This window comes from Methanolobus zinderi (assembly GCF_013388255.1).
Lineage (GTDB): Archaea > Halobacteriota > Methanosarcinia > Methanosarcinales > Methanosarcinaceae > Methanolobus > Methanolobus zinderi.
In genome coordinates, this window is record NZ_CP058215.1 from 226,197 (window position 1) to 239,085 (window position 12,889).

Annotated in this window: 13 protein-coding genes; 9 read left to right on the plus strand and 4 right to left on the minus strand. The window is 43.9% G+C overall.

Annotated elements, in window-relative coordinates; translation table 11 throughout:
- Window positions 1-10 precede the first annotated feature (10 nt).
- Window positions 11-976, minus strand: a complete 966-nt coding sequence (gene epsC / locus HWN40_RS01070) for a serine O-acetyltransferase EpsC (protein ID WP_176964023.1) — start codon at window positions 974-976, stop codon at window positions 11-13.
- A 270-nt stretch (window positions 977-1,246) separates the two neighbouring features.
- On the opposite strand from epsC, the gene HWN40_RS01075 reads away from it, so the two are divergent.
- Window positions 1,247-2,404, plus strand: a complete 1,158-nt coding sequence (locus HWN40_RS01075; protein WP_176964024.1) for a baeRF10 domain-containing protein — start codon at window positions 1,247-1,249, stop codon at window positions 2,402-2,404.
- Between the two features lie 15 nt (window positions 2,405-2,419).
- Here HWN40_RS01075 and HWN40_RS01080 read toward each other — a convergent pair whose 3' ends face one another.
- The 3 genes from HWN40_RS01080 to HWN40_RS01090 form a co-directional block, all read right to left on the minus strand.
- Window positions 2,420-2,755: a DUF4346 domain-containing protein gene (locus HWN40_RS01080; RefSeq protein WP_176964025.1), complete on the minus strand. Its 336-nt coding sequence runs from the start codon at window positions 2,753-2,755 to the stop codon at window positions 2,420-2,422.
- 15 nt (window positions 2,756-2,770) lie between these two features.
- On the minus strand, window positions 2,771-4,063 hold the full coding sequence (locus tag HWN40_RS01085; RefSeq protein WP_176964026.1) for a hypothetical protein: 1,293 nt from the start codon (window positions 4,061-4,063) through the stop codon (window positions 2,771-2,773).
- Window positions 4,064-4,214: 151 nt separating this feature from the next.
- The gene (locus tag HWN40_RS01090) at window positions 4,215-4,916 is read right to left on the minus strand and encodes a class I SAM-dependent methyltransferase (protein ID WP_176964027.1); all 702 of its coding nucleotides are present in this window, start codon (window positions 4,914-4,916) and stop codon (window positions 4,215-4,217) included.
- Window positions 4,917-5,032: 116 nt separating this feature from the next.
- On the opposite strand from HWN40_RS01090, the gene HWN40_RS01095 reads away from it, so the two are divergent.
- The 8 genes from HWN40_RS01095 to HWN40_RS01130 all read left to right on the plus strand — a co-directional run bounded on the left by HWN40_RS01095 (window position 5,033) and on the right by HWN40_RS01130 (window position 12,832).
- Window positions 5,033-5,608, plus strand: coding sequence for a TetR/AcrR family transcriptional regulator (locus HWN40_RS01095; RefSeq protein WP_176964028.1), 576 nt, complete (start codon window positions 5,033-5,035; stop codon window positions 5,606-5,608).
- Between the two features lie 225 nt (window positions 5,609-5,833).
- Window positions 5,834-6,886: an MBL fold metallo-hydrolase gene (locus HWN40_RS01100; protein WP_246275945.1), complete on the plus strand. Its 1,053-nt coding sequence runs from the start codon at window positions 5,834-5,836 to the stop codon at window positions 6,884-6,886.
- A gap of 229 nt (window positions 6,887-7,115) precedes the next feature.
- Window positions 7,116-7,541 (plus strand): cupin domain-containing protein, encoded by a 426-nt coding sequence (locus tag HWN40_RS01105; RefSeq protein WP_176964030.1) that lies wholly within the window; start codon window positions 7,116-7,118, stop codon window positions 7,539-7,541.
- Window positions 7,542-7,609: 68 nt separating this feature from the next.
- Complete coding sequence (locus tag HWN40_RS01110; RefSeq protein WP_176964031.1) at window positions 7,610-8,671, plus strand: NAD(P)-dependent alcohol dehydrogenase; 1,062 nt, start codon at window positions 7,610-7,612, stop codon at window positions 8,669-8,671.
- A gap of 29 nt (window positions 8,672-8,700) precedes the next feature.
- Entirely contained in the window at window positions 8,701-9,246 is a 546-nt protein-coding gene (locus tag HWN40_RS01115) for a cyclophilin-like fold protein (protein WP_246276033.1), read from the plus strand.
- Window positions 9,247-9,430: 184 nt separating this feature from the next.
- A complete protein-coding gene (locus HWN40_RS01120; protein ID WP_176964033.1) occupies window positions 9,431-10,636 on the plus strand; it encodes an aldo/keto reductase in 1,206 nt (401 codons plus the stop codon).
- Between the two features lie 89 nt (window positions 10,637-10,725).
- Entirely contained in the window at window positions 10,726-11,427 is a 702-nt protein-coding gene (locus HWN40_RS01125; RefSeq protein WP_176964034.1) for an ABC transporter ATP-binding protein, read from the plus strand.
- Window positions 11,428-11,437: 10 nt separating this feature from the next.
- Window positions 11,438-12,832, plus strand: coding sequence for a hypothetical protein (locus HWN40_RS01130; protein WP_176964035.1), 1,395 nt, complete (start codon window positions 11,438-11,440; stop codon window positions 12,830-12,832).
- Window positions 12,833-12,889 lie beyond the last annotated feature (57 nt).

The window sequence follows — 12,889 nt, forward strand, 5'->3', positions numbered from 1 at the left end:
GTCTCTCCTTCTAGTGCTTTTCTTTGAATATCAGATCCGGTTCCGCTATGATGACCTTGGTGTCAGGTGGAACCGATTTTGTAAGCCATACGTTACCACCGATTACCGAGCGTGCACCGATGGTTGTATCCCCTCCGAGTATGGTAGCATTGGAATAGATGATAACGTCATCCTCTATGGTAGGATGTCTCTTTTGACCACGGATGATCTGTCCGGTCTCATCCTTTGGGAAACTCAGTGATCCCAGCGTAACTCCCTGGTAGACGCGTACGTTATCACCGATCTCGCAGGTTTCCCCGATAACCACACCTGTGCCGTGATCGATAAAAAATCCCTTCCCGATCCTGGCCCCGGGATGGATATCGATTCCTACGACACTGTGGGCATGTTCTGTCATTATGCGCGGGATTATGGAGATTCCCTGTTTGTGCAGCTCGTGGGCTGACCTGTAGACCGTCATGGCAAAAATGCCGGGATAGCTGAAGATGATCTCATCATGACTTTTAGCTGCGGGGTCTCCTTCGTATGCGGCTATAATGTCTGATGCAAGCAGGGAACGGATCTCAGGGATCTTTTTCAGGAATATGATCGTCTCTTCCTGACCCTGTTCGAGACATTCGGTGCAATTCTCCTCATATCTGTCGCAATCATGGATGATGCTGTTGGAGATCTGTTTTGACAGCTTTTCAAAGAGTATTGTTATCTCATTACCGATATGGTATGGCAGAACACTCCTGTCAACTGTCTGGTCCCCGAAATAACCGGGAAAAAGCACGTCTCTGAGCAGATCTATGATCTCGATCATAGCTTCCCTTGAAGGTATCACTGCAGCATCCAGGTGATCAAAACAGTTCCTGTCAGAACAACTGGATGCGACCAGATCAACGATCTCTGGAATCTCTGCACGGTACCTGTTATCGATCATGGAACTGAGGATTGTGCATTTTCTCATTTCCGTTTCTGTTTCACCACTCATATTATTGCCCAGCTTTATTTTCAGACCCGTTTCCAGGTCGGCTTTTATTTAATAGATAAATTCCGACTTATTAAATGTTAACGATGTTAACAATTAATGTCTATTTACTATGTTTCTCATTACTGTGTCAGTTCCACTAGAAGAAGACCGGAAGTTCCTGATCTTTTGAAGTGGAAATTGTCAATGCTCCCATAAAGGCTATATTTCCGATGGCATTTAAGCACTTTGACAATCCTTAGATTTAAGTATAAGAGAACATCACTTTTTTATATGAATCCTGAAGAACCTTTCCGGAAAATACTAACCGAAGCTCCTGTTCCCGTAACTGATATCGATATCAGACCACTGGCTGAGATATATGCTGAAAAGAATGTTTATCTTTCAGTCTATCTTCCCGTTGGAGGCAGGGAAAACGAGCATCCGAATAAAATTTTCCTGGATTCCAGGCTAAAGGCAATAAAGGAAGTTGTGACAGGAGAACTGCTATCTGATTTTGAAAAAACTCTGGAGATGGCGGAGGAATACATTTTCGAGCCTGCGATCTCAGGCGAGAAGGGCAGGATAATATTTGCATCTTCACCGGAGTCTTTTCTGCAGGTCTACAGGCTTGCAGTGGAGCCGGAAAGATCCCTTGTACTTGACACCTCGCCTTATCTGCTACCTCTGGCAAGACTGCGTGCAGACTATGAGGACTACGGGATGCTTCTTGTGGATTCACAGGAAGCCAGGTTTGTTTGTATACGTTCGGACCTTGCGGAGGAGAGGGAACACCTGTCCACAGACCTCATGAACAAACACAAAAAGGGAGGGTGGAGCCAGATGCGTTTCAACCGCCAGAGAAAAGAAGCAATGAAATCCTTCTTTACGGAAGTTGCCGGGAATGTTGAGGATACCTGCGGAAAACTGAAAACAAAGGGACTGGTTCTTGCAGGACCTGGAAATGCCAAGCAACAGCTTCAGGAAATGCTTCCGGAAGAGGTTCGCAATAGCATACTTGACGTAATTGACGTGCCTATGGATATTCCAAAAGATGAGTTAATTGAGTCAGGGAACTCCGTATTACAGGAAGAAGAACTTGCGGAATCAAACAGATGGGCAAAAAAGTTCAAGAGCGAGATACTAAAGGGTGGTCTTGCAGTTGCAGGTGTGAAAAATGTCGGGCAAGCTCTTGAACAGGCACGGGTAAATGTCCTTTTGATGCGGAGAGCTTCATCGGTTCCCGGCTGGATATGTGAGAGATGCCAGAACCTGCAGGCAAATGCCACTCCTCCCGTGGAATGTGATCGATGCGGAGGACCTACATCAAAGGTGAACATACTGGAAGAGTTCTATGAACTTGCACAACGTACGGGTGCGGATGTGGAGTTTGTGGAAGAAGATGACTTTCCTGATCAGGATTATGTTGTAGGTGCATTGCTCAGGTACTGAAGTTGGCCTCAGTTTTCAACCCTGAACGTAATCAAAACCTGCCTTCATTGCTATCTCGGCACGTGCCAGTTCCTGACCCAGATAGGCTGCGTGGTTGAGTGTACTTGCCCAACCGTATTTGATGATTATCCGGTAGATCGACCTTGCATCCGGACCCTCAATAATCCTCTGCAATTCCTTCTCATAGGAATAGTGTTTTGCCAGTATCAACATTCTTTCCGGGTCAGGTAAGATCACAAAGTATCCGGCCTTATCAAGTTCGAGTTTTCCGGGCTCGTCGGCCACGATCACAGGAACATCTATGATATCTTCGTCTTCATTTTGATCTGCTTCACATACCTCTTCTTCCACTCTATCACCTTTTATTCATTCTTCAGGATGCCATTTCTTCATATGCTCTGCGTGTGTCTTCAGGTATGCTCCCTTTTCATAGAATCTGTCATAGAAGTCCAGGTCTATGTGTTGTGCCTGCAGGTAGGGCATGACAAAGATGCTGGGAACCGTTCCCGGAAACTTGCCGAATGTGTCATAGATATACTGTGCCTGCAGTGCAACACATTCCCTGAAATGCTCATCTGGCACCTGTGCACTGCTGCGGACTCCTGGTGTATCCTTATAGTAACCCGGGGTTTCGGGATTGAATGGTCCACCGGGACCGAATTTTCTTTCCATAAGAGCATCCACTGCATGACGCATATCAGGATAATGTGGTGGTGTAAAGCCTTCAAAGACACCTTCTATTCCAGTGGGATTAGGCAGAGGCCATCTATCATCTGTATCGTACCTGAATCCAAGTCCTCTAACATCAGGATCCCCGCTTGCTCCTAGCACAGAAAATGGGTCTATGCCGTTGAACATCCATCCTCCGAGACCCATTGCCTGCATCATGAGCATACCTGCATAGCATGAAGTTGAAAGCTCTGCCGTCAGTTCTGAGAGTGACCACATCTCCAGGAAGGTTATCGGGAATGGTTCTTCTGTATTCACTATATCCGAGAATTTCCCGATTCCTTCTATCTGATTTCCGTTCACGTCATCATAAAAACAGATACCGTTCTGTGTATAGTAGAACAGACCTGCCAGTACATGCTGGGCAAGATCGCCTACCGGAATCATCAGTGTGGTGCCCGGATGATTGACAACCCAGGTGTTGTGAGCCTCCACATGAGGGGTTTCAGGTGGCAATATCAGCCGACCGTCGTATAATTTATGTATGCGGCTACGGTGTGCTTCCAACAACTCCCCAGGATAGAATGTACCGTCACCCTTGCGTCTGGTGAGGGCGGGCGCATCCCTTGTACTGAGCATATACGTACCCTCATCATCCGTAAAGAAGAGTTCACTTGTATGAAATCCGGCTGCGGACGGAAAAGTCCTGCCTCCGGCGGTACAGGCATAGTTTGACAGGTACGGCACATAAGGTTCCCCGCGCATTATGAGATTTTGCCAGCCGTTATTTGCTCCCATTGCGGTTAAGACCGTTATCTGCTCTAGTTCTGAGAGCGGCAGAGGCCTATGTTCTGATGTATATTTGAAGTAGCCGTCAGGAATTGAAGCTCCCATGAAAAAACGGCGTGATCTTCTGCCAAAAAGTGCATCCGATAATCTGAAATTCAGTACGTCTTCAAATCCCGGTGGAAATTTTCCTTCTTTCCCCAAATTGTTTCCTCCTCATTTATCATATGAATCTGATGGGAGGGCCTCTGTGTAGCAGTTTAACTCAAAATATCCTACAAGCCTGATGTCCGATAATTTTCCCCTGCTCCCATTAAAACTTATCAGGCATGGGATTTAAGATTTCGGAACGTAACTACTTGATACAGTAAAAACCAGCCTGCATGTAGGAGTACCAGAACAGTTCAACTGTTCTGAATCCTGTTTTACGTAGTAATTTCAGGTGTTCTTCAATGTTTATGGGGAAATATTCAGTTCCAAACCGCTTCAGGTGCTGCTCTATTTCATCATCAGTCCTGCCCTGTTTCGACTGGAAATCTCCCCAGTAACTTTTCCCTACAGAAATCCCTTCTTCAGTAAGCGGGCTGATATTCTCGAAGGTGATGAAAATTCCACCATCTTTCAGCAGTTCATGGCATTTCCTTACAGCCCTTGCCCTGTTCTTCCTATCCAGATAGTGATGACACTGGATAGCGGTGATGACATCCGGTTTTTGTTCAAGTTCCTGTGAGAACTCCTGTGTTGGTGAGGCTTTCAGGAATTCAAGTCTCTCACGGGAAAATGAGGACAACTTTTCCTTCGCCTGCTCCAGCATTCCATCTGACGGGTCAAGCATAAGGAATTTAGTGTCGGGAAACTGCTCAATAGCCTTGCTTACAAGTGAGCCTGTGCCACATCCCGTATCCATCCAGACTTTTGGGGGTGATGGCAGTGATTTAACGAGATTGATTGTTTCCTGATGGAATGATGAATAATATGGAAGAACAGAGGAAATCTTTGTATCATAATCCTCTGGCATGTGAGGTGTTTTGTTTTCTGAGGGGCTTGTAGAAGGCATGTAGAAAGTTGAATTATTTGCTGCTTTATATTTCCTTTGCAAAGATGGCATAAAGTATTTATGTGAAACTCTATTTTAGTATATAAATGACTAATCAGTCAACCCAGAGATAATCCATGAAAAAGCAAATTGAAGACAAAAAAACAGCCCTCTTGGAAGCGGCCCTGAAGCTCTTTACTGAGAGAGGTTTCCATGGCACATCCACTGCCCAGATATCAAAAGAAGCAGGTGTAGCCACAGGCACTTTATTCAATTACTTCCCTACTAAAGAAGATCTCATCAATGGCCTGTATTTTGATGTTAAGGGAAAATTAAGCCGCAGCATGGAAGAAGATCTCCAGACACAGAGTACCTTTCATGACAAACTTAAAAAAATCTGGTATAATATGATCGAATGGGGAATCAATAATCCGGAAGATTTTCTTTTTGTTGGTCAATTCTGTTCCTCTCCTTATATTACAAGCTATACATGTGAAGAAGTGGCGAAAGAGTATGTATTCCTTCATGATCTTGTGAAAGAGGGAATAACAAATGGCTATATAAAGGACTATTCTGTAGAACTGGTCACATCAATGTTCTATCAGTCCAGCAGGGCGGTGGTGAACTTGATTCTTGATTCAGAACCACAGGATAAAGATAAGCTTATTGCAGATGGATTTCAGGTTGTCTGGGAAGGATTGGCCAAAAAATAATATTTTTTTCATTAGCTCAGTGAGTGACCTATCACTCACATTTAAGCACTATACTCTTTTTCGATATAAACAGGCAACCTGCAGGAAATTAAGATTCGGCAGAAAGAGACATCTAGGTTGCAGCTTAAATTAGAATTATAGAGGTTGAGGATGGTAAAAATAAAGAGAATTGTATTGCATTCATTCTTATTTTTGCTTCTGTTTTGTGCAGGAGTCATATTATTTATGAATATACACCCGGCTTTCGGGGGGGCTCCGACGACAGAACAAAAAGAAACCTATCAGCAATTAGATAATTATGTTGATGGGCATTTTATAAATGAAATTCCTACAAGTGTATTCTCAAATCCACCTGATACTTCATCAACGAGTAACGCTTCTGCTTCTGGAGTCAAAGACCGTGATCCTGCAGCTCCGATCCCTGTTTCTGCTATTGACCGGAAGCAGATAAATAGCGAGAACGATAGCCTGACATGGTTAGGACATTCTGCTTTTCTGCTTAGTATTGATAATAAAAAGTTGTTGATAGATCCCATCCTGAGTCCTGTGGCTTCACCGGTTTCGTTTGTGGGAATTAATAGATATGACTATAGTGAAGATATAATGCTGGATATAATTGATGAAATGCCGCCAATTGATGCAGTTCTCATTACACATGACCACTACGACCACCTGGATTACCAGTCTATTATAAAACTGAACAGTAAAGTATCGCATTTCTTTGTTCCTCTTGGATGTGGTGCTCATCTCACCAGATGGGGCATTCCGGAAGAAAAAATTACAGAGCTCAACTGGTGGGAAGAGACAGAATATGAGGGCCTGACAGTTGCCCTGACACCGTCAAGACATGGTTCAGGCAGAGATCCATTCAGTATCGATACCACACTCTGGGGTGGTTGGGTAATCCTGGGAAATAAAACCCGAGTGTATACCAGTGGGGATGGCGGATACGGTCCGCATTTTAAGGAGATAGGGAACCAGTACGGACCTTTTGATATCACATTGATAGAGGGTGCCCAATATGACCGAAGATGGCCGGAGATTCATATGGTGCCGGAACAATCAGTCCAGGCTAATCTGGATGTGAATGGTGAGACCATGATGTTAATGCATTGGGGAGCATTCACGTTAGCTAATCATGCCTGGAATGAGCCAATAGAAAGAGCGCTGGAAGAGGCAGATGAAAAAGAAGTGGACATAATTGCTCCAATGATTGGTGAGACAGTCATGTTAGATTCAAAACTGCAAATGCCTCTTACTGCATGGTGGGATATCTGACCTGAGTCTAAAATTTAACTGAGATCTTTCGATCAACTATTTCCATTCAATTTTTTGTGTAATGCTTATCTTTATATATCTGTATTAACTATCATGGATGTGACTGATTAGTCACTCGTAAGTATTCGCTACCAGAAAAGACAACGTGGTTGAGCCGATGACTGATTACTCAATCATGGCGATATCGAGCATATATGGCTTTTCAGACAAAGAAAATTGAGGGTTTTATATGAGTAATTCAACTGATCTAAGTGAAAGCACGATCTTCCCTAAAGGAGAAGAACTTCCGGAATTTTTAAGCAAGTATTTTACAGGTAAAGTGTGGGTTAGCATGCTTGTTGACAGGGATAATGAATTTAATTGTCCCATTGGCAATGTAACATTCGAACCCGGATGCATAAATAACTGGCATAAGCATCCTGGCGGGCAGATCCTGCTGGTAACAGGCGGACGCGGTTACTATCAGGAAGAGGGAAAGCCTGCACGGGAACTTAAAGCAGGTGATGTGGTGAAAATAGCTCCGGATACAAAGCACTGGCATGGAGCAGCACATAACAGCTGGTTCGTACACCTTTCCGTTGAGACAAATGCCGATGCAGGTCCGGCAGAATGGCTGGAACCTGTAGCTGATGAAGAGTACAAAAAACTGAAATGAGTCTGGTTTAGAAGATAAAGAATTCGAATTGAAGTTAAAATATTAAACTAAATAAGAGGTGCATAAATATGGCAGAAAATATTCAATCAAAAGCTTATGCTGGAAAAGATGATTCAGGAAAGTTATCTCCCTGGTCTTTTGAAAGGAGACCTGTAGGCGACAATGACATTCTAATTGACATCAAATACTGTGGAGTTTGTCATTCCGACATTCACCAGATCAAAGGACACTGGGGACCACAACAATATCCACAGGTGCCTGGACATGAAATTGTAGGTATTGTCGCTGCTGTTGGAAAGAATGTAACAAATTTCAAAGTAGGTGACCGTGCAGGAGTCGGGTGTATGGTTGACAGTTGTATGGACTGCGAAAGCTGCAACGGTGGTGAAGAGCATCATTGCGACAAGGGTGAAACTATAATGACATATGGTTATCTGGAAGAATCATCACCTACAGGTATAAGTCAGGGAGGATATTCCAATAACATCGTTGTCACCGAGCATTTTGCAATAAAGATACCTGATTCCATTAAACTTGAAGAAGCAGCTCCATTACTGTGTGCCGGTATTACTACTTATTCACCTTTAATGAAAGCTAATATCAAAAAAGGGGACAAGGTAGGAGTCGCAGGAATTGGGGGACTGGGACACGTAGCTATTAAATTGGCAGTATCAAAAGGTGCCGAAGTTTATGCCTTTACAACCAGCGAAAGCAAAAGAGAGGATTGCCTTGAATTCGGAGCAAAAGAAGTCGTTGTTGTTAACTCACCGGAAGACCTGCAGCCATTGAGAGGAAAACTGGATTACATGATATCCACAGTTCCATACGCATACGAAATGTCCTCATACATTGATTGCGTAAAACCATACGGATACTTCACTCAGGTAGGACAGCCAATTGGAGGAGAACTCACAATTAACAACTTCAATATGATCTTCAACAGAGTGAACTTCAACGGATCACTTATTGGAGGGATCCCGGAAACCCAGGAAGTAGTTGATTATTGTGCGGAAAATAAGATCTATCCGGAAATCCAGATGATCGAACCTGAAATGACCAATGAGATATGGGAAAAGGTCGTAAATAAGGAAGCTCGCTATCGATATGTAATTGACATGTCAACCTTATAATAGGACCTGACCAGGTCCTTGCTTTTTTGATGATTAAAAGTGAGGCATTGTCAATGAGAATTATTCCTGAATACAATGATGGAATAAAAAGGATGCTAATTTGTTTAGGAGTATTTTTACTGGTATTTTTAGCGATTGGATGTGCTGAAGAAAATAACATAGATGAAATAACCATCAGTAATCAATCAGAAAATGAACAGGTTGAAACCAGCCAGAAAGAGGAGGAAATGAAAATGCAAATCAGTGTTCAGGCAAATGAAGATACAACGATCTTTGAGCTCAATGATGGGAAAGCTGCAAAAGAGTTCTATGAACAATTGCCTTTAACAGTCGATGTTGAAGATTTCAGTAATGATGAAAAGATATTTTATCCGCCCAAAAAACTCGATACAACTAATACACCTGTGGCAAATGCAAAATCTGGAACGCTTGCATATTATGCTCCATGGGGAGACGTGGTGATGTTTTATGATAGCTTCGGCTCTGCAAGCGGACTGTATGAATTAGGAAACGTCGTATCAGGGGGCGAGCATATAAAAAACATGTCAGGTACGATACAGATCAGGAAAGTGTAGACATAGGCAAGATCGCAGTCGAGAAATTCCGGAGTGGTCTGAGTTAAATAAAAACAGATGATTCCGGCGATTCAGTTACTTTTATTTGTTTCTTGATCAGGCATAAAGGTTAACAGATTGATTAATAGTAAAATAAGTAGTCAATCAGGATTTGTAAAACAATTCAAAATGAGGGAGGAATTCAATGTTATACAGGAAAATGCCAAAAAACGGGGATGAGCTTTCAGTACTTGGTTTTGGTGCCATGCGCCTGCCAACAAAAGAGGATGGCAGCATTGACGAAAAGATAGCTACCGATATGGTTCGCTACTCAATCGATAATGGTGTGAACTATGTGGATACCGCATGGCCTTATCATATGGGAGAAAGTGAGCCTTTCCTTGCACGTGCGCTTGCCGATGGATACAGGGAGAAAGTAAAACTTGCCACAAAACAGCCGCAGTGGATGGTAAAAAATTATGAGGATATGGACAGGTTCCTCAATGCCCAGCTTGAGAAACTGAACACCGATCAGATCGATTACTACCTGATACACAGCCTGGTCAAAAGCAGCTGGGAAAATATCAGGGATCTTGGGGTCATGGAATTCCTGGATAAAGCTAAAGCTGACGGTCGCATAGTCAATGCAGGTTTTTCCTATCATGGTGCCCCTGAGGATTTTGAACCGATAATTGATGCCTACGACTGGGATTTCTGCCAGATACAGTATAATTTCCTTGATGAGGATGTGCAGGCAGGGACCAAGGGACTTGAATATGCTGCATCGAAAGGTCTTGGGGTTGTGATAATGGAGCCCCTGAGAGGCGGGAACCTAGCAGACCCGGTTCCTGATGAGGTTATGGATATCTGGAACGAGGCAGATGCCAGGCGCAGTCCGGTGGAGTGGGCACTTCGCTGGGTCTGGAACCGTCCCGAAGTTACCGTAGTGCTTTCCGGAATGAGTGAACCTGCTCATGTTGAAGAAAATCTGAGGATTGCTAATGAGGCTCTTCCGGATTCACTGACAGAAAAAGAATTACGTCTTGTGGAAAGGGTAGCGAACAAGTACCAGGACTTGATGGAAGTCGGATGTACCGGATGCAGGTACTGTATGCCCTGTCCCGAGGGTGTTGATATCCCGGCCTGCTTTGAGATGTATAACAACCTGCACATGTTCGATGACGAGGACAGGCTCATGATGATGTACGCAGCAAAGCTTGGCGGTATTCTCAGAGGATCTGAGACAAATTTTGCATCCCAGTGTACAGAGTGTGGACAGTGTGTTGATGCATGTCCGCAGAACCTGCCGGTACCAGAACTACTTGAAAAGGTTTCGGAGACCTTCGAAGGTCCGGGTCTGGGAGAAAGAATGGAGTTTGCAAAACAGTTGTTCTCAGATGATAGCTGTTAATTAACAGGTCAAACCTGACCATTCCTCTCTTTTTTATATTTTCAACAATATATTCTCCTGTATAATAAACTCAATTCCAGGTGAATATTTTGATAACCGTTAAGGATCTCTCAAAACACTTCGGCGATAATAAAGCCGTGGATACTGTTAATCTTGAAGTAAGAAAAGGCGAGCTGTTCGGCCTGCTGGGACCCAACGGATCCGGCAAGACCACAATGATCAAGATGCTCACAGGCCAGATCAGACCCACGGCAGGTGAGATAATCATACATGGTATCAATGTCCTCGAAGAGCCCCTGAGAGTGAAAGAGCTTGTTGGAATAATACCGGAGCAGGAAACTCCACCTAGTTTTTTGACGGCTGAAGAATACCTGTACTTTGTTGCGAAGATCAGGAAACTGGAGGATTTTGAGGAAAAATGTGAATGGTGGTTCTCATATCTTGACTTCGCAGGACAGCGGGATGTGCTTTGCAAGGACCTCTCCAGGGGAACAAGACAGAAACTGATGCTGGCACAGGCTTTTCTACATGAGCCCGAACTTGTGATCATAGATGAACCCCTAATCAATCTTGACCCGCTCATGCAGCGCAAGGTCAAGGATTTTCTTAAGGATTACGTGGGCAAAGGAGGAACTGTTTTCATATCCACCCATATTCTGGAGATTGCCAGGGAAATATGTAGCTGCATGGGTATCATTTACAAGGGTAATCTGGTCTTCTCGGGAATCATGGACGACCCTGCCATTGGTGAGAGGCCACTGGAAGATTTCTTCCTGGAACTGGTGAACTGAGGTGTCTTGAATGTTCGAACTCTTCAACAGCATGATGAAGGAAGAGTGGCGTATGCACTCCTCATTCTTCGGGAATAGGGGATTTGCACTTTTCCCGATAGTAATAGCTGCTATTTCCATGCTGCTCTCACTTTCCATGATCATTTTCGGAAGAATCATCAGCCAGGCGCAAGTGTTGCTGGGACTTCACTACTTGTTATTCTTCATGGGTTCAATGGTGGGAGGATTCGGCCTGCTGGGAAGGGAGGTCATGAACAGGCGTTTCGGGCAGGCAAGCCTGCTGGCTTATTCATCAAGGACACTTCCAATTTCTGAAAGGGTTATTTTCACCAATTTCGTAATTAAGGATGTCATCTATTACTTTTTCCTGTACGTGCTGCCGTTCACTGCAGGATTTGTGACCGGTGCAGTTCTTATCGACCTTCATTACCCGTTCATCCCACTTCTTACTACATTGTTCCTGGCATTCTGTACCGGCCTGTCCTTTGTGTTCCTCTTGTCGACGATATATGCCAATATGGGAAAGAAGGGACTTTTCCTGCTTCTCCTTATTCCTGTAGTGTTCATGGTTTTCTTCCAGGGCATAGGACTTGAAAGCCTGTATGTGCTTCCACCACTTGTTCTTTACATGAACCCTTCAGCAGAGATATTCATTATCGCTCTTGCTCTTGTAATTGTGCCTTCCGTCATATCCCTGATATTCCTTAAAGTGGATTATCCGCAATCGCAAAAACACTATAGAAACCGGTTCAAAGAGGCGGTTGAGCGTCTGGACTTCTATGGATACTCTCATTTCATGGTCAAGGACTATCTGGATTTCAGCCGCAGCGAGGGTGGAGCCGGAAAAATAGTTTTCTCATTCCTCGTGCCTGTGATCCTCGTATGGCTTTTCCTGCCCCAGTTATTGAAAGTGGTTCCGGGACTTGACATCCTTGTGGTCTTTGCGGTAGTTGTGGGAATGATGGCCTCGTCCATGTACAACTGGCTGGTGGAGTATGATATGTTCAGCTCCTATGCCTTTCTTCCGCTCACTGTTCCGGATGTGTTAAGAAGCAAGCTCAACAGTTATTCAGTGTTGAACATTGTTCCACTTATAGTGGTCCTGATAGCTACAATCTATGCTGGCAGGCTCTATGATATTGTCCACATTGTCCTGCTCTTTGTTGCAGTATCCCTGTATGTTGTCTCGGTGACAGTCTACCTGACAGGTCTCAACACTACATTTTCACTCTACAGTGCCGGCACATTCGCAAGCTATGTACTTGCCATCGGTCCTGTGGCACTGGGAATCATCTTTCTTGCACAGTTGAACTTCTACTTTGTGCTTGCTTCTGTGGTTCTGATCCCGATGGCATTATTTGTGCTTAAAAGGAGCTTTGGCAAGTGGGAAAACTGTGAAGTTTAAAATTATTTCAGTTAATATTTTTTAAAATTTTAAAGAAAAATTAGTTAAATACTATAA